This window comes from Novosphingobium sp. FW305-C-111, from assembly GCF_058783565.1.
The window spans coordinates 140,228-157,222 of the sequence record NZ_JBYSYP010000004.1; the positions used below are offsets into that span (position 1 = coordinate 140,228).

Below are 16,995 nucleotides of genomic sequence, written 5' to 3' on the forward strand. Positions count from 1 at the left end.
CTATGCCAGCTTCAGCCCCGGCTCGTGCCAGCGGGTCTTCACCAGCCGCCCCGTCGCGGAGCAGGTGATGTAGGCGTCGAGCATGTCGTGACCGCCGAAAGCGATGTTGGTCACATAGTAGTCGTCGATCTCGAACGGCTTGGTCACCGTACCTTCGGGAGAGACCTCGCTGATTCCCCCCTCGACGAGCGTCCCGACGCAGACTTTGCCGCTGGCGGTCATTGCCAGACTGTCGAGTTCCACCGCGCCGGGCACGGTCGCGATGAAGCGAGGCTTCTGGCGCTCGATACGGGTGGCGTCGAAAGCATAGATCCGCGCCTGGAAGGTGTCGGCGACATAAGCCGTCGCACCATCGGGCGAGAGGCCGACGCCGTTGAAGCCAATGGCGTGGTGATGGATGCAGGTGATCGCGGAGCCATCCGCCTGCGCCACGAACAGCCCGCTCGCCTCGGTGATCCGGCCATATCGCTTGCCGAGGTCAGTGAACCAGAAGCGGCCGTCACGCGCAAAGACGAGGTCATTGGGAGCCGACAGCGGGACTTCACCGCAAGACTCGTAAAGCCGCTCGACCTTGCCGGTCGAAAGATCGATCCTCTCGATCCGCCCTTCCGCACCGGGACCCGTCGCGTTGCACATCTTCTCGAGATCGAGACCGCCCGAGTTGCACACGTAGAGCGCTCCGTCCGGGCCGATCGCCGCGCCGTTCGGACCGCCGCCGGGCGTGGCGACCGTCTCCTTGCGGCCCGCCCCCCAGCAGCGCGTGACTCGTCCCGCCGCCAGTTCGACTACCAGCACCGAACCGTCGGGCATGACCACCGGGCCTTCGGGAAAGGCGAGTCCGTCGGCGAATTCGGTGAAAGGGCTGGGCATCGTACTCTCTCCTTCGCCGCGCAAAGTGTCGAAGAGTTGTCACGCCGTCAATTTCTTGTTGAACCTGGTTAGACAACTCGGTAATCTGCTCACCTACCGGGGAGAAGCGGACAAAGCCGCATGCCCATCGGGGAGGAGAGGACACATGAGGACACGCCTGACATTGTTCGCCGGCACTGCGCTGACGCTCGCCATGCCTGCCCTGGCCCATGCGCAGGACGCTGCCGCGCCGCAGAATAACGAAACCGGCGAGGCCGAAAGCAGCAGCCGCGAAATCGTCGTCACCGCCCGTCGCACCGAGGAGCGCCTGCAGGACGTGCCGGTCGCGATCACTGCGTTCAACCAGGACGCGCTGACGCAGCGCACGATCACCACTTCCTACGATCTCGCCCGCGCCGTGCCGGGGCTCATCGTCAACGCCGGCTCGGGCAACGCCTCGCTTCCTGATTTCTCGATCCGCGGCCGCGGCCAGTTCTTCGGCGCGGCATCGGGTTCGGTCGAAACCTATTTTGCGGACGTGCCGCTGTCGCCGCCATTCCAGATCCCGACCCTGCCGCCGCAGTTCTTCGATCTCGCCTCGGTCCAGGTTCTGAAGGGGCCGCAGGGCACCTTGTTCGGGCGCAACACGACGGGCGGCGCGGTACTGTTCGTGCCCGCTGCCCCGACCGACAAGTTCGAAGGCTATGCCCGCGCCCAGCTCGGCGACTATCAGAACCGCCAGTTCGAGGCCGCGATCAACCTTCCGCTGAGCGAGCGTGTCGGGGTCCGACTCGCCGGGTTCTACTGGCACCGCAAGGGCTACACCCGGACCAGGGGCGGCGAGCTCGACTTCACCACGTTCCGGCCGCTTCCGGTCCAGTATTTCAACAACCAGGACGTCATCGAGCTGCGCGGCACGGTCAAGGTCGACCTGTCCGACACGCTGACCAACTCGACCATCGTCACCTGGCACTCGGACAAGAACCGTTCCTCTTCCAAGGCAATCAAAGGCCGCCCCGGCACCGCGTTCGGCACGGCGATCGCATCTTCGATCATCGCCGATCCGCAGCTCGCGACGCTCGACACGAACCTCGACCGCGACTGGTCGTCGACCTTTGCGGTGATCAACACCACGGTCTGGGACATCAACGACGACTTGCGCCTGAAGAACATCTTTAGCGTCATCTCGGCCCGCGGCTATGGCAACAACCCGGCTGACGTCGACGGCGGCTCGATCCCGGGTATCAACCTCGTCAGCCCGCTGCGCCAGCTGCGCAACCGGCAGCTGGTCAACGAGCTCCAGCTCCAGGGCAAGGCCTCGGACGGGAAGATCGAATACATCATCGGCGCGATGCACGACCAGACGCGCCAGCCTGGCCGCCCGGCGGACCTCAACATCGTCACCAACACCTTCGGCTTCTCCGCTGCGGGGCCGGATTATGACGTCCAGTTCCGCCAGTCGACCTTCACCTCGCGCTCGGTCTTTGCCTCGCTGACCGGCCACGTCGGTGACAAGCTGACGCTGACGGCCGCTGCGCGCCATACCTGGGACGACATCGCCGACCGTTCGATTCAGGTGAACAACAGCAAGGTCAACCTGTCCGCTCCGCCCGAGCCGACCGCGCTGCCGCCGGGCGTCGTGTACCTCGACCTGCAGGGCCGGCGGAAGTTCAAGGGCTGGTCGTACAATGCCGGCGTGGACTACAAGCTGACCGACGATGTCATGGTCTATGGCGGCTACAAGCACGGCTACAAGCGCGGCGGTTTCAATGGCCGCGGCGGCAACCTCGCCGACTTTGGGCCCGAGAAGGTCGACAACTTCTACGTCGGGGCGAAGACCTCCTTCAATCTCGGCGCAGGCCGCGGGACCTTCAACATCGAAGGGTTCTGGGACACCTATCATGGTGCCCAGCGCAGCTACCTCGACCTTTCCGGCGGGGCTCTGGTCACCACCATCCAGAACGTGCCCAAGTCGCGCTACCGGGGCCTCGACACGGACATCTCGATTGAGCCGACCGAGTGGCTCGACCTCTCGGCCAACTACACCTACGTCGATGCTCGGCACCTCGAGTATCCGGACAACACCGTGGCCGGCGCATTGGCGCTGCTCCCCGATGCGTTCAAGCCGATATTCCTCGCCTCGCACCCCTTGGTGAACAACGCGCTGGCGGTGAACCCGCCGGGCTACAACTCGAAGCACAAGGTCAACGTCCAGGCCCGCCTTCACGGCGAGATCGGCGGCGGGACCGAGCTCGCGCTGATCCCGAACATGACTTACCAGAGCGGGTTCTTCTTCAACGACGGTTCGGTGCGCATCCCGGCGATCCAGGAGGTGCTGTTCAACGGCGGCGCGCCCATCAACGCACTGGCCGACGGCGCCAACCAGGCCCCGGGCTACACCCTGGTCAACCTGCGTGCCGAGGCGAACCACATCATGGGCAAGGACATCGACATCGCGTTCGGTGTCAACAACCTGACCGACAAGAGTTACATCCTTGGCGGCGGCGGCATCTGGTCGTTCGGCGTCGATGCGGTGGTCTTCGGCCCGCCGCGCATGTTCTATGGCGAGGTCAAGTTCCGCTTCTGAGGCGAAACAGACCGGCCAAGACAGGGGCCGCAAGCAGGACCACCCCTCCCGGTCAGGCTTGCGGCCCTTTTTCTTTCATGACGCTGTGAGTGCTGCGATGACCGAAGACGCCTACCCCTTCCGGCCCGAAGACGACTGCTACCACCAGCTTTCGGACGATCCCTACGAGACCGAGACCAACTGGTGGTCGTGGAACGTGCCGGAGCGAAAGATCGGCGGATGGATTCACACGCCATACTATCCAAGCCGCAAGACGCTGACCTCGCGGATCTTCTGCTGGGATGCGGAGGGCTATGACCCGGCGCGCATGGCGTATTACCGCAAGGTCGAGGAAGTCCCCGTCCCCGAAACGCCGGACCTGCGGGACGTCACCTTCCCCGGGATCGGCTACAGCCTCAAGATGCTCGAGCCGGGCATGAAGTATCATCTCCAGTACGAGGACGCCGACCGCGACTTCGCGCTCGATTTTGTGTTCACCGGGGCACACCCTCCGCGCCGGTTCGAGCCCGGCGAGCCGCCGTTCATCCAGACCCCGCATTACGACCAGCTCGGCAAGGTCGAGGGTACACTGCGGCTGCGCGGCGAGGACATCAGGCTCGACTGCTGGTCGGTCCGCGACCGCACCTGGGGTCCGCGCGGCGGCCCCTATGCGCAGAGCCGCAAACAGACTTACGCCAGCGATCTCGACCGCGTGCGCCACCCTGGCGGGCCGCGCTGGCGCGAGATCGAGCGCGAGCGCGGACGCGGTCGGATCCAGTACATCTTCGGCCATGCCGAGCGCAAAAGCGGATTCCTCGGCTTCGTGCGCACCCAGGACGGCACCGCCGACGGGTGGAGCCCGATGAACGGCGGCTACCTGCTGCGCGACGGCGTCTATGGCGACCTCGACAAGGCGCAGTGCCGGATGCGCGCGTGGCGCAGCCCGGAAACAGGCTGGTGCTCCCACATGGACGTCATGCTGGTCGACAGGCTCGGCCGCGAGATGACCATCGAGGGCATGGCGGTGAGCCGCATGAGCGAAGCCGGCTACGGTACCAACCAGCTGTTCCGGTGGGATTTTGACGGCAAGGTTGGCTGGGGCGAGGATCAGGACGTGTGGAATCCGCGTCACTTCGTGCGGATGCTCGATGCGCTCAAGGCCACCACCCGGTGAGCGAACGCGCCGACCTAATGGCGCTGCTGCCCGCGGGCCTCGCCGAGGCCGTGGAAGCCGCGACCGGCATGACGATCGCGGGAGTGCGCCCGCGAGGTGGCGGCGGGGCGTCTCGTGAAGGCGCCGAGCTTGACCTGAAGGACACCGATGGCGTCCTGCACCGCACCTACATGAACTATGACGTCCACAAGGCCGGCGCGGGCGACGACGCCGCGTTCCTGCGCGAGGCCGCAGTGATCCGCGCGCTGTCCGGCCCGCTCGCCGATGCCGGGGTGCGCGTCGCGAAGTTCTACGCCGCCCTGCCCGACCAGCGCGCGCTGGTTGGCGGGTATGTCGCGGGCGAGGCGAACTACAACAAGCTGCAGGGCGATGCGGCGCGGCTCCAAGTGGCCGCCGATTTCGCCGACCAGCTGGCCCGGCTGCACCGCATCGACGTGGCCTCGCGGCCGGTCGAAGGCATGGGCGAAGTCCAGCCGACCCGCGACCTCATCGCCCGCCGCATTGCCTGGCTCCGCGAGGGCAACGCAGGAGCCCGGTGGGACCCGTTGATTCACATCGCGCTCGACTGGATCGAGGCAAACATTCCCGCCGACCTGCCGCCGCCCGTGATCGTCCACGGCGATGCCGGCCCGGCCAATTTCCTCTACGCCGACGGCAAGGTGACCGCGCTGCTCGACTGGGAGCTGGTCCATTACGGCGACCCGATGGCCGACCTCGCGATGATCGCGATCCGCAACCTGTTCCAACCCTTTGCGCCGCTGCCGCAGGTCTTCGCGGCCTACGAGGCAGCGGGCGGACACAAAGTGGACCTTGCCCGCGTGCGCTACTGGCGGCTGCTGTTCCAGACCCAGTTCGCCCGCCGCGCGCGCCTCGATGACCCCGACGCCCCGCCGCCGCCGAATCTCGGCATGAACATGGTCTATTCGACGATCCATCGCCGGGTGCTTTCGGAAGCGCTGGCCGAAGTCGCAGGCGTGCCGATCACGCCCCCCGCCCTGCCGGCCGTGCCGACAGGACCCCGCGAGCGCTCGTTCGCCATCGCGCTAGACGACCTGCGCGACGCCATCGTCCCGCGCCTTGCCGACCAGCAGTCCTCAGTGAAGGCCAAGGGTCTCGCACGGCTGGTCAAGTGGTGGCGCGATATCGAGCGCTATGAACCAGCCATGCTGGCGGAGGAAAAAACCGAGATCGAGGCGACGCTGGGTCAGAAGTTCGAGAGCCATCCCGCCGCGTGGGCGGCAACGTGCGAACGCATCCGCGCCGGAACCCTGCCGCTCGGCATTGCGACCCGGCTCGTCAACGCCCGGGTGACCCGCGAGGCCATGCTTATGGCCGACGCGATGGGCGGGCTGGCCGCGACCGGGTTCAAGCCGCTGCGCTGAGCATGGCACCCCGTCCCCAAGTTGCGCGGCGCCCTGCGGGCGCATAGGACGATGCCATGGCCAGAGCTGACCGACTTGCCCGTCTCGACACACAGCGGATCGAAACGGAAACCGAATACCTGACCGCGCTGGTCGGCGCCTTGCGCGCAACTGCAGCAGGCCGGTGGGGCCTGTTTGCGCATAGCAAGGACCGGGCCGCAATCCGCGCCACCGAGCCAATACTGGCCGAGTTGGAGGAACTGGCCGCAACCATCGACGATCTGCGCGAACGGCTTTCGATGCCGGCGTTCGATCTCCATCCCCAGTTTGTTGCCGATCGAGGGCCGGTCAAGTCCGATGCCGTCGGCGAGCCGCGGCAGGCACAGGCGTGGCTGGCGAGTCTCGAACGGGAATACCCGGAGTTCTTTGCCGGCGGTTGAGGCCGGGGGTGCCTCGCTAGCTCGCCACCTCGCCCGATGCCACCGCGTCTGCGATCATCTTCTGCAAATCGAGCTTGCCGATGGCGAGCCCGCCGGCCAGCCCCGCATCGACCGGCAGGCACACGCCGGACACGAAGCTCGCCGCGTCGGAGTTGAGCAGCACCAGCGGCAGCGCCTGTTCCAGCGGCGTCGAGAACCGCCCGCGCGCCTTGGCGAACGCGGAGAGCACTGCGTCGCCGGCGACCTTGCGGAAATCCGCCATCATCGGGGTGTCGATGGGCGCGGGCATCGTGCAGTTGACGCGGATGTGGCGGCTGGCCAGTTCCACCGCCAGCTCCTGAGTCCAGGTGTTCACGCTCATCTTGGCGAGGCTGTAGGGGTCGCCGGCACGGTCCTTGTTGTCGATGTACCATTGCCGCGCCGTGGCGAAGTCGCGCATCGCGATGAACTCCTGGACCAGCGGCTGCTGCATCAGCCACGCCATCCCGCCGAGCGAGGAAACCGTGACGATCGCACCTCCTTGGCGCACGCTGGGCAGCCAGGTTTCCGTCCAGTGGCGGATGCCGAGAAAGTTGACGGTGACGACATCCTCGCCCGGGAAGGTCTGTGGCAGGCCGGACACGTTGAAGATCGCATCGACCGCGCCGCCGATCGAAGCCACGCCCGCTTCGATCGAAGCCGGGTCCTTGAGATCGACCTGGGTAAACGAAGCGAGGTTCACCGGCGAAGGCTTGATGTCCGCACCGTGCACTTCCGCGCCAAGATCGACCAGCGTCCGCGCACAGGCTTCGCCGACGCCGGAAAAGCAGCCCATGATGACGACCCGCTTGCCTTTGTATCCCAGAATATCGGCCATTTCCGCACACTCCCGCCGGCCGGGCCTGATGCCCGTGTCTCGTGGACGACGTTAGCGAACCGCTCCCGGTGGCTCAACACGAAAATTGAGGAACCGTCATTTTCAATTGGACGCGAAAGCGCAGGGATTTCCACGGGCAAATGCCCGATCCACCTTGCCGGACAGCTGGCCCGCGATAGAGCCTTCGACTGTGACCGCCCGCATCGAGATCGGCGCCGATTCCCACGGCACGCCGGTGATGATCGACATCGAGGAACTGCTCGCGACCCGCCTGCTGGTGCAGGGCAATTCCGGGTCTGGAAAGTCGCACCTGTTGCGGCGGCTGCTCGAGGAGAGCGCCGGCATCGTCCAGCAGGTGGTGATCGATCCGGAGGGTGACTTCGTCAGCCTCGCCGACGAGTTTGGCCATGTGGTGGTCGACGGCGCGGCCTATGGCGCAAGCGAGATCGGGCGGCTGGCCGCGCGTATCCGCCAGCACCGCGCCTCGGTCATCCTCGCGCTCGACGGGCTCGAACTGGAAGCGCAGATGCGCTGCGCCGCGCAGTTCCTCGCCGCGCTGTTCGATGCCCCGCGCGAGCAGTGGTATCCGGCGCTGGTGGTGGTCGACGAGGCCCAGATGTTCGCCCCTGCCGCCGCGGGCGATGTGACAGACGAGGTCCGCCGGCTGAGCCTGGCCGCGATGACCAACCTGATGTGCCGCGGGCGCAAGCGCGGCCTTGCCGGGGTCATCGCCACCCAGCGCCTGGCAAAACTCGCCAAGAACGTGGCGGCGGAAGCCTCCAACTTCCTGATGGGGCGGACCTTCCTCGACATCGACATGGCCCGCGCTGCCGATCTTCTCGGCATGGAGCGGCGGCAGGCGGAAACGATCCGCGACCTCGAGCGGGGCCGCTTCCTCGGCCTCGGGCCGGCGATCAGCCGCCGCCCGGTGCCGGTGCGGATAGGCCCGGTCAAGACCGGCGCGCGTAGCGTGGTCCAGGCGCTTACGCCCCTGCCCACCGCATCCGCCGAGGAGTTCCATGCGCTGCTCCACGAAGGCTGGAGCGAGGAAGAGGACAAGGCCCGCGCTGCCGCCCTAGCCCCGCCCCCGGCCGCGCCGCCCGAGGAGCTGATCGAGCGGATCGTGCATGCCGACGAAGCGCTGTCCGAACCGGAACCATCGGCACCGGCCATCGACGCGGCGCCGGTGATCGACGCGATTCTCGCGGAAATGGCCGCCGAGGAAGGGGCGGCTTTCCAGTCGGCCTCGGCGCTGTTCCAGGACTTTTCAGTGCGCGCACGGATGGCGCGGATTCCCGGTCACGGGCTGGATGTAACCGCCTTCCGCCGCCGCTTCGCCCATGCCATTGCCGGGATCGAGCCGGACGACGATGATCTTTTGCGCCTGTCTCGCGGCGTCGCGGATGAAACGCTCGCGCCGTTCCTGCTGATGGCCAAAGCCGCCAAGGACGGTCGCGCCTGCCCGGACGATGACGCCCTTGCGCGCGCATACGGCACTAGTTCGCCGGGGCGGATCCGGCGCCTGCTCGATCATTTCGAGAAAAGCGGGCTGATCGTGGTCAGGACCGATTACGGCGGGCGCAGGTCGGTGGGGATACCGGAGCTGGGACTCAGTACCGCGCCGGTCGAGGCTTAGCTTACAAGGCCCACCTTAAGCCGTCCCGCAAGCGGGAGGGGGTGGGTGTTGGGCAGAAGACTACCCTCGCAGTTCCACCAGATCCGCCACCGCGACCACGCGGTTGACCGCGCGCGCCTCGTCAACTGTCAGCCCCTCCCCCAGCCACTGGACGCCGCGGCAAGCCTCGACCAGTCCGCCGGGATCGCGGGCAAGGTGGGCACGGTATTCGGCGCGGGTGGTGCAGCCCGCCACGTCGTCCCATGTTTCACCGCCCGGGCCAGGCCGGGTGAAGAAACTCCACAGCGCATCCACCGCTTCGTCCACCGCCTTCTCCACATGCTCGAGCAGCGCGCCGCCAGCCGCACGGGCTTTGATCTTCGAGCGGTAGCGGGCTTGCCGCTGTGCATTCGTGAGTGCCATGCAGCGATCCTAACGCGCCGCCGCGCCGTTGTAGTTACGTAACAATGCGGAGTGTCGCGGAAGGACCTCGCGCTTGCTATGGCGTCAGCAATGGACCTGCCCGAACTCTACCGCGAGCCAGCACGCGCCGCCCGTATCGCGCTGATTGCCAGCAGTTTCGCCCGGCTCCTGGGCCGTCCTCTCGCCGCGACAAAGGCCGATCCCGTCGTTGCGCTGTGGTCTGCGCCCGACCCGATTGTGGCCCACGGGGCCGAGTCCGATCCGGTGTTCTACTTCGGCAACCAGGCTGCGCTGGCAGCGTTCGAATGCGACGTCGAGACTTTTACCGCCATGCCCTCGCGCCTCTCCGCGGAAGCGCCGCTGCGGGACGAGCGGCAGGCACTGATGGAACGGGTCGCTGCGCAAGGCTTCGTCGACGATTACCGCGGCGTGCGGATTTCGGCGAAGGGCAAGCACTTCCGGATGACCTCGGGCATCGTTTGGAACGTGCTCGACCAGAGCGGCACGCGTGTCGGGCAAGCCGCGACCTTTACGCCGGCGCCGCTCATCTGATCTTCGGCTTATGCCCTGCCTTAGTCGAGCGCGGTCCCCTAGCGCGCAGCGTACAGCAGGCGACCCGGGCCGAGCCGTTCCAGGACCTCGCCTATCTCGCCCGTGGAGACAGCGAAGCAACCCTGGCTGCGACCGATGCGTCCTGCGTTCTCGGCCATGTCGGCGTTCACATAGCTTGCGCCGTGGATGACGATGTTCCGCTCGAGCGCGCGGTTGTTGTCGGCGTCGAGCCCGATGAGCCGGCGCGAGCGGCCGTGCTTGCCGACATAGGCCCGGTCGGTGAGGAAGCTTCCTGCCGAGGAGGCATTGGAACCCGGCACGTTTGAGAAGCGCTGCGCCCAGCCCGAATTGGCGGGATCGGATCCGCTGCCGTGGGCGACGAGATGGCGGCTGAGAATGCGCCCGCCGACGACGTCGACGATGTCGAAACGGATCGCCTTCGAGGGCGAGGAGAAGTCTACGATGCCGATCACGTCGCGCTCTGCCACGCGGGCTGCGTGAGTCTGAAGCGCGGCCATCGCCTCGGGCAGCAGCGTGGGCGTCTCGCCTGAGCGGACCGCGGCGAATGCGGGTGGTGCGAAGGCCGGGCGGGTCAGCGCAAGGCCGGCTGCCCCGACGGCAAAGGCGCCCAGAAAGCGCCGCCTGTTCAAATCCATGCTAGGTGCGACCCCGATTGTCCTGTATTCAACTAGCTAGGAAACCGTGGCGCAAATGCAACAGGTTGGCGGCGAATGACATCCTCGATGCGATGGATTGCGGGAACCCTGGCCCTGCTCGCGCTTTGTGTTGCCCCAGCAAGGGCGCAGCAGGCGGACGGCGGACCGGCGTGGAATGCGCTTTCGGTCGCGGCCTTGCGGGCTGAAGTACAGGCATTGCCGGGCGAGGCCTTGCCGGCTCCCGACACGGCGATCCTCGACCAGGCGATCGCCGCTGGCGACCCCCACGGCGTCGATAAGGCTGCCAACGGGTTGGCGCTGAGGGTCGCGCACCTGATCCTGACCGGGTGCTCCACGGCCGCCGAACGCGCCGGCTGGGCTATTCCGGACAGCGACGAGAAGATCGATCCCGCGCCCGGCCTCGTGGCTGCGCTCAAGGACGGAGCGCTCGGCTCATTCTTTGCAAGCCTCCGCCCGCGGCATCCCGACTATGCGGCGCTGCGTTCCGCCTACGCAGCGGAAGCGGATCCGGGCAAGCGCACCCAGATCGCCCGCAACCTCGAACGCTGGCGCTGGCTGCCGCATGACCTTGGCCGCGACTTCATCCTCGTCAACGCCGCGGCGTTCGAAGCGCAGTACTGGCGCGATGGCGCACCGGTCGGGACCTGGAAGGTGATCGTCGGCAAGCCCGCGTCGCCGACGCCCGTCTTCATGGCGACCGTCACCGGCGTGACGCTCAATCCGTGGTGGGACATCCCGGCGAACATCGTCCGCGAAAGCGTCGGTGCGCTGGTCCGCAAGAACCCGACGCTGGCGCGCGAGCGCGGCTATGTGTGGGGCGGCGGCCGCTATCGCCAGCGTCCGGGTCCGGACAACGCACTCGGGCGGATGAAGCTGGTGATGCCGAACCCCTACTCCGTCTATCTCCACGACACGCCCAACAAGGCGCTGTTCGACAAGGACGTTCGCGCCTTCAGCCACGGCTGCGTTCGGGTCGGCGATGCGCTGGGCTTTGCCGCGACGTTGCTGGACGGAGTGCAATCCCGCCAGCAAGTCGATGCGCTGGTCGGCGCAGGGACTACCGTGACCGTCGACCTCGCGCATCCGGTCCCGGTGTACCTCGCCTATTTCACCGCCACCGTCCGCGGCGACGGTCAGTTCGCGCTGCTGCCGGACATCTATGGCCGCGACAAGCGCATGGACGACGCCGCGAATCCGGTGAAGCGCTGCGCGGCCTAGTCGGGCGCGAGCCGCTCGGCCAGCGCCGCCAGCATCCACTGTCTTGCGGGACCGGGCGGGCAATCGCGCCGCCACTGGGCGTTGAGGCGGTAAGCAAGGTTCGGCTCTTCCGGCACGGGCAGCGTCACCAGCCGCCCGGCCGCAAGATCGTCTGCCACGTCATGCAGCGGCATGTTGCCCCAGCCGATCCCCTCGAGCAGCAGCGCATGCTTGGCGCCGAGATCCGCCAGCCGCCATGTCCGCGAGGCGGTGACCGAGAAATCACGCCCTTCGGTGAGCGGCGAGCGGTCGGTCAGGACCAGCTGGAGATGGCGGCGGGTCTCCCCCGGGGCGATCTCCGCCATCCGCGCCAGCGGGTGCCCCGGCGCGGCCACGGGGACGAGCTGGACCGCACCGATCCCCATCCGCTCCAGAGATGGATCGTCATGCACCACCGGTCCGCACACACCGAGGTCGGCCCGCCCTTCCAGCAGCAGCGCGGCGATCGCGCCGAGTGCCTCGACGTGGAGACGCAGGTCCACGGTCGGAAAGAACTGCTGGAAGTCGCGCAGGATCGCCGCGACGTTGGTCATCGGCACCATGACGTCGAGCGCGAGAGTCAGCTCGCTTTCCAGCCCCGTGTGCATCGCGCGAACCTTGTAGGTCAGCGCATCGACTCCGTCGGAAACCCCGCGCGCGTCGGCAAGGAGCGCCTTGCCGGCCTCGGTCAGCACCGGACGGCGAGAGCCCTCGCGCTCGAACAGGCTCGTACCCAGTTGCGCCTCGAGCTGCGCGACACCGTAGCTGACCGCCGAAATCGCCCGTCCAAGCCGCTTGGCCGCAGCGTTGAAGCTGCCTTCGTCCGCCACGGCGAGGAAGATCCGCAACTGATCGAGAGTAGGCTGGCCGACCTGCAATGTTCTACTCCTTTGAACATTTGATCGCAATTTATTGCAATTATGCAAAAGGATCGCAACGCCTAGATCGGCCTCAACAGAACGGAGCGGCCTTCGCCGTCCGTGAGGAGACAACCGATGATCGAACTTCGTCCCTTCTCAAGCCTCGGCGGCGAGAACCATGGCTGGCTCGATGCGAAGCACCATTTCTCGTTTGCCGGCTACCACGATCCTGCCCGGATGCACTGGGGTGCGCTGCGTGTGTGGAACGACGACGTGATCCAGCCGCAGACCGGCTTCCCGCCGCATCCGCACAACGACATGGAAATCGTCACCTACGTCCGCAGCGGCGCGATCAGCCACCGTGACAACCTCGGCAACGCGGGCCGCACCGAGGCCGGCGATGTCCAGGTAATGAGCGCCGGCACCGGCATCCGCCACTCCGAGTATAATCTCGAGAACGAGGAAACCCGGATCTTCCAGATCTGGATCATGCCCAACCGCCGCGGCCATGCGCCGAGCTGGGGCGCGCGGCCGTTTCCCAAGGGAGACCGTTCGGGCCGTTTCGTCCCGCTCGCCTCGGGCAACGACAACGACGGCGATGCGCTGCGGATCAACGCCGATGCCCGCGTGCTCGGCGCGACGATCCGGGCCGGCGAGACCGTGACCTACGAGACGGCGCCGGACCGCCACGCCTACCTGGTGCCCGCGGCCGGCAAGGTCCGCGTTGAGGAGGTCGAAGTGAACGCCCGCGACGGTGCGGCGATCACCGGGGTTTCGGCGATCACTGTGACCGCCATCGAGGACAGCGAAGTCATCCTCGTCGACGCGGCCTGACCATGAATGCCCGTCCCGGCGCGGTGCCGGGACGGGACCACCATCGAAAAACAGGGGAGTAACGACCATGACCGATTCCACGACTGCTTCACCCGCACCCAACGCGCTGCTCGCCACTGGCGGACGCGTGCTGCTCGCCGCAATCTTCGTCCTCTCGGGCGTGAGCAAGCTGGCCGACCCGTCCGGCACTGCCGGCTATATCGCCAGCGCCGGACTGCCACTGCCGCAAGTCGCCGTATGGGTGGCGATCGCGGTAGAACTGCTCGGCGGCCTCGCCCTCATCGCGGGCCTGCGCGTCCGCCTCGTCGCGGCGGCGCTGGCGGTGTTCACGCTCGTCACGGCTTTCGCATTCCACAACAACTTTGCTGACCAGGTCCAGATGATCATGTTCATGAAGAACATCTCGATCACCGGCGGCCTGCTCCAGGTCATCGCCTTCGGCGGCGGCCGGCTGAGCCTCGACCGCAAGTAACCCCGCCGGGAACCGGATGGACTTTGCGCCGTCCGGTTCCCATCCTCTCCAGGACTGTCTCATCCTTTCCGAACCGGAGTTTTCGACATGACCACCCGCCAAGCCGATCCGCGCATCGTTCCCCTCATGATCGAGCGCTGGTCGCCCCGCGCCTATGACGAGAGCGCGATGCCGCAGGCCGATCTCGACACCATCCTCGAAGCGGCGACCTGGGCCCCCTCGGCCTACAACCACCAGCCGTGGCGCTTCCTCTATGCCCACCGCGGCGATGCCAACTGGGACGGATTCCTGTCGGCGCTCGTCCCGTTCAACCAGTCGTGGGCCAAGGACGCCTCGGTCCTCGTGTTCCTCGTCAGCGAAGAGAAGATGGGTGACAACGACAACCACAGCCACAGCTTCGACACCGGTGCGGCATGGGCGCAGCTGGCGCTCCAGTCCCACGCACTGGGCTATGCCGCGCACGGCATGACCGGAGTCGACTGGGCCAAGGCGCGAGACGTGCTGGGCGTGCCCGAAGGCTACCGGATCGAGGCCGCCGTGGCGATCGGCAAGCAGGCCAGCGCCGAAAAGCTTCCAGAGGGCCTCCGCGAACGCGAAGCGCCGAGCGGTCGCAAGGCGGTGACCGACGTCAGTGCGGCGGGCAAGTTCGCCTGGTGATTGGCTGAAATACCCGGGTGCTCCCGCGAAAGCGGGGGCCTCATTCCTTCGAGCGGTCCGCTTGCGGCCCGAGGTCCCTGCGTTGGCGCTTCGGGCCGCTTTCGGCCTCGCCGGAACACATTGTTAAAGCTAGAGGCCGGATCATCCCTACGATGACAACTGCGCTCCAAGCGGTTACCGTCATGGAACTGCAACATCGGCCCGCCAGCGCAGGCCGGATGGACGAGGAAAGGGGCGAGACGGCAATGGAAGGCCACACAGGCCTGCCGATCGAAGCGGACGAGGCGCTGCCTTCCGACGCGCCCCTCTCGCCCTCGCGTTTCTTCAACCGCGAATTGAGCTGGCTCGCGTTCAACCGCCGGGTGATCGCGGAAGCCCGTAATCCCCATTATCCGCTGCTCGAACGGCTGCGGTTCCTGTCCATCTCGGGCTCCAACCTCGACGAGTTCATGATGGTCCGCGTCGCAGGACTCGCCGGGCAGGTCCGCCGCGGGATCGACGAGGTTTCGATCGACGGGCTGACACCCTCGCAACAGCTCGCGCTGGTACAGGATAACCTCGCGCGCATTGTCGAAGACCAGCATGCGGTGCTCGGCGAACTGGCCGCGGGCCTCGCTGGCGAAGGAATCCGCATCCTCGATTCCGCGCCGCTCGATCGCTGTGCGAACGACTGGCTGAAGCGCTATTTCGCCGAGCACGTCGTGCCCGTGCTGACCCCGCAGGCCATCGACCCCGCGCACCCCTTCCCGTTCATCGCCAACCAGGGCACCGGTATCCTGTTTTCGCTGACCCGCCTTGCCGACGGCGCAGCGATGACCGAGATGATCCTCGTGCCGCCGGCCCTCCCCCGCTTCGTCCGGGTGCCGGGCGGCGAGGCGGCGTGGATTTCGATCGAGGAGCTGGTCCGCCGCAACGCCGGGGCGCTCTTTCCGGGCTTCCGCGTCCAGGGCAGCGGCGTGTTCCGCGTGCTGCGCGACAGCGATATCGAGATCGAGGAGGACGCCGAGGATCTCGTGCGCTACTTCCGCACTGCGATCCAGCGGCGGCGGCGCGGCAAGGTTATCCTCCTGCAATTGCAGGAAGACTTCGATCCCGCCGCGGAGCAGCTGCTGCGCGAGCAGCTGCGGCTCGACCATGCGATGGTCCTCAAGACGCGCGGCCTGCTCGGCATTTCCGGCCTTGCCGCGGTGGTCGACGAGGAGCGCCCCGACCTCAAGTTCGAGCCCTACAATCCCCGCTACCCCGAGCGCATTCTCGAGCACGATGGCGACTGCTTTGCCGCCATCCGCGAGAAGGACATCGTCATCCACCACCCCTACGAAAGCTTCGAGGTGGTCGTCGATTTCCTGCGCCAGGCCGCGCAGGACCCCGATGTCGTGGCGATCAAGCAGACGCTCTACCGCGCCGGCAAGCAATCGGCCGTCATCAACGCCCTGATTGCCGCAGCCGAGGCCGGCAAATCGGTTACCGCCGTGGTCGAACTGAAAGCCCGGTTCGACGAAGAGCAGAACCTGATGTGGGCGAGCCAGCTTGAGCGCGCCGGGGTCCAGGTGATCTATGGCTTCGTCGACTGGAAGACCCACGCCAAGGTCTCGATGGTCGTGCGGCGCGAGGCGGGAAGCTACCGCACCTACTGCCACTTCGGCACGGGCAACTACCATCCGGTCACCGCGCGCATCTATACCGACCTCAGCTATTTCACCGCAGAACCGCGGATCGGGCGCGAGGCGGGGCAGCTGTTCAACTTCATCACCGGCTATGTCGAGCCGAAGGCAACCCGCCTGCTGGCCATCGCACCGATCAGCTTGCGCGAACGGCTCTACCAGAACATCGACCGCGAGATCGCCTTCGCCCGCGCCGGAAAGCCCGCGGCGATCTGGGCCAAGCTCAATGCGCTGACGGATTCGCGGCTGATCGACAAGCTCTACGAGGCCAGCCGCGCCGGGGTTGAAATCCGCCTTGTCGTGCGCGGTGTGTGCCAGCTTCGGCCCGGCGTGCCCGGCCTCAGCGAGCGGATCGAGGTCAAGTCGATCATCGGTCGGTTCCTCGAGCACAGCCGGATCTGGGCGTTCGGCAACGGCGCGCACCTGCCCAACCGGCGGGCGCGGGTCTATATCTCCTCGGCCGACGGGATGAGCCGCAATCTCGACCGGCGGGTCGAGGTGCTGGTGCCGATCCGCAATGCCACCGTGCACGATCAGGTGCTCGACCAGGTTCTGCTCGCCAACCTGCTCGACAGCGAACAGAGTTGGGTTCTCGACAGCGAGGGACTATACCGACGCACGGATCGGGGAACCGAACCGTTCAATCTGCATCGGTACTTCATGACCAACCCTTCCCTGTCCGGCCGCGGTGCGGCCCTCTCCAGCGGCCGCAAGGTGCCCAAGCTCGCGCTCCGGCGCGGTGCGGCGAATCGCGCCTGA

Annotated in this window: 16 protein-coding genes; 11 read left to right on the plus strand and 5 right to left on the minus strand. The window is 66.8% G+C overall.

Annotation, left to right across the window (positions count from 1 at the left end; genetic code table 11):
* Positions 1-870 carry an SMP-30/gluconolactonase/LRE family protein gene (locus AC3WLD_RS06405; RefSeq protein WP_492556111.1) on the minus strand — a complete coding sequence of 290 codons (870 nt, stop codon included), beginning with the start codon at positions 868-870 and terminating at the stop codon, positions 1-3.
* 145 nt (positions 871-1,015) lie between these two features.
* On the opposite strand from AC3WLD_RS06405, the gene AC3WLD_RS06410 reads away from it, so the two are divergent.
* The 4 genes from AC3WLD_RS06410 to AC3WLD_RS06425 all read left to right on the plus strand — a co-directional run bounded on the left by AC3WLD_RS06410 (position 1,016) and on the right by AC3WLD_RS06425 (position 6,390).
* Positions 1,016-3,436 carry a TonB-dependent receptor gene (locus tag AC3WLD_RS06410; protein ID WP_492556112.1) on the plus strand — a complete coding sequence of 807 codons (2,421 nt, stop codon included), beginning with the start codon at positions 1,016-1,018 and terminating at the stop codon, positions 3,434-3,436.
* 97 nt (positions 3,437-3,533) lie between these two features.
* On the plus strand, positions 3,534-4,589 hold the full coding sequence (locus AC3WLD_RS06415) for a DUF7064 domain-containing protein (RefSeq protein ID WP_492556113.1): 1,056 nt from the start codon (positions 3,534-3,536) through the stop codon (positions 4,587-4,589).
* Entirely contained in the window at positions 4,586-5,971 is a 1,386-nt protein-coding gene (locus tag AC3WLD_RS06420; RefSeq protein ID WP_492556114.1) for a phosphotransferase family protein, read from the plus strand. Before AC3WLD_RS06415 ends, AC3WLD_RS06420 begins: the two co-directional genes overlap by 4 nt.
* 56 nt (positions 5,972-6,027) lie before the next feature.
* The gene (locus AC3WLD_RS06425; protein ID WP_492556115.1) at positions 6,028-6,390 is read left to right on the plus strand and encodes a hypothetical protein; all 363 of its coding nucleotides are present in this window, start codon (positions 6,028-6,030) and stop codon (positions 6,388-6,390) included.
* Between the two features lie 16 nt (positions 6,391-6,406).
* Here the strand turns inward: AC3WLD_RS06425 and AC3WLD_RS06430 are convergent, their stop codons facing one another.
* Complete coding sequence (locus AC3WLD_RS06430; RefSeq protein ID WP_492556116.1) at positions 6,407-7,246, minus strand: coniferyl-alcohol dehydrogenase; 840 nt, start codon at positions 7,244-7,246, stop codon at positions 6,407-6,409.
* 190 nt (positions 7,247-7,436) lie between these two features.
* Between AC3WLD_RS06430 and AC3WLD_RS06435 the strand changes: the two genes are divergently transcribed.
* Positions 7,437-8,882 (plus strand): helicase HerA domain-containing protein, encoded by a 1,446-nt coding sequence (locus AC3WLD_RS06435; protein ID WP_492556117.1) that lies wholly within the window; start codon positions 7,437-7,439, stop codon positions 8,880-8,882.
* A gap of 60 nt (positions 8,883-8,942) precedes the next feature.
* Here the strand turns inward: AC3WLD_RS06435 and AC3WLD_RS06440 are convergent, their stop codons facing one another.
* Positions 8,943-9,284 (minus strand): hypothetical protein, encoded by a 342-nt coding sequence (locus AC3WLD_RS06440; protein ID WP_492556118.1) that lies wholly within the window; start codon positions 9,282-9,284, stop codon positions 8,943-8,945.
* A 90-nt stretch (positions 9,285-9,374) separates the two neighbouring features.
* On the opposite strand from AC3WLD_RS06440, the gene AC3WLD_RS06445 reads away from it, so the two are divergent.
* Entirely contained in the window at positions 9,375-9,836 is a 462-nt protein-coding gene (locus tag AC3WLD_RS06445; RefSeq protein ID WP_492556119.1) for an MEKHLA domain-containing protein, read from the plus strand.
* A gap of 38 nt (positions 9,837-9,874) precedes the next feature.
* On the opposite strand, the gene AC3WLD_RS06450 is transcribed toward AC3WLD_RS06445, so the two are convergent.
* Complete coding sequence (locus AC3WLD_RS06450) at positions 9,875-10,492, minus strand: murein L,D-transpeptidase catalytic domain family protein (protein WP_492556120.1); 618 nt, start codon at positions 10,490-10,492, stop codon at positions 9,875-9,877.
* Positions 10,493-10,567: 75 nt separating this feature from the next.
* Here AC3WLD_RS06450 and AC3WLD_RS06455 point away from each other — a divergent pair, with 75 nt between their 5' ends.
* The gene (locus AC3WLD_RS06455; protein WP_492556121.1) at positions 10,568-11,731 is read left to right on the plus strand and encodes a L,D-transpeptidase family protein; all 1,164 of its coding nucleotides are present in this window, start codon (positions 10,568-10,570) and stop codon (positions 11,729-11,731) included.
* Here AC3WLD_RS06455 and AC3WLD_RS06460 read toward each other — a convergent pair.
* A complete protein-coding gene (locus tag AC3WLD_RS06460) occupies positions 11,728-12,627 on the minus strand; it encodes a LysR family transcriptional regulator (protein WP_492556122.1) in 900 nt (299 codons plus the stop codon). The genes AC3WLD_RS06455 and AC3WLD_RS06460 overlap by 4 nt on opposite strands.
* A 117-nt stretch (positions 12,628-12,744) precedes the next feature.
* On the opposite strand from AC3WLD_RS06460, the gene AC3WLD_RS06465 reads away from it, so the two are divergent.
* The 4 genes from AC3WLD_RS06465 to AC3WLD_RS06480 all read left to right on the plus strand — a co-directional run bounded on the left by AC3WLD_RS06465 (position 12,745) and on the right by AC3WLD_RS06480 (position 16,995).
* Positions 12,745-13,443 (plus strand): pirin family protein, encoded by a 699-nt coding sequence (locus AC3WLD_RS06465; RefSeq protein ID WP_492556123.1) that lies wholly within the window; start codon positions 12,745-12,747, stop codon positions 13,441-13,443.
* A gap of 67 nt (positions 13,444-13,510) precedes the next feature.
* Positions 13,511-13,915 (plus strand): DoxX family protein, encoded by a 405-nt coding sequence (locus tag AC3WLD_RS06470; RefSeq protein WP_492556124.1) that lies wholly within the window; start codon positions 13,511-13,513, stop codon positions 13,913-13,915.
* Between the two features lie 87 nt (positions 13,916-14,002).
* On the plus strand, positions 14,003-14,572 hold the full coding sequence (locus AC3WLD_RS06475) for a nitroreductase family protein (RefSeq protein WP_492556125.1): 570 nt from the start codon (positions 14,003-14,005) through the stop codon (positions 14,570-14,572).
* Between the two features lie 245 nt (positions 14,573-14,817).
* Positions 14,818-16,995 (plus strand): RNA degradosome polyphosphate kinase, encoded by a 2,178-nt coding sequence (locus AC3WLD_RS06480; protein WP_492556249.1) that lies wholly within the window; start codon positions 14,818-14,820, stop codon positions 16,993-16,995.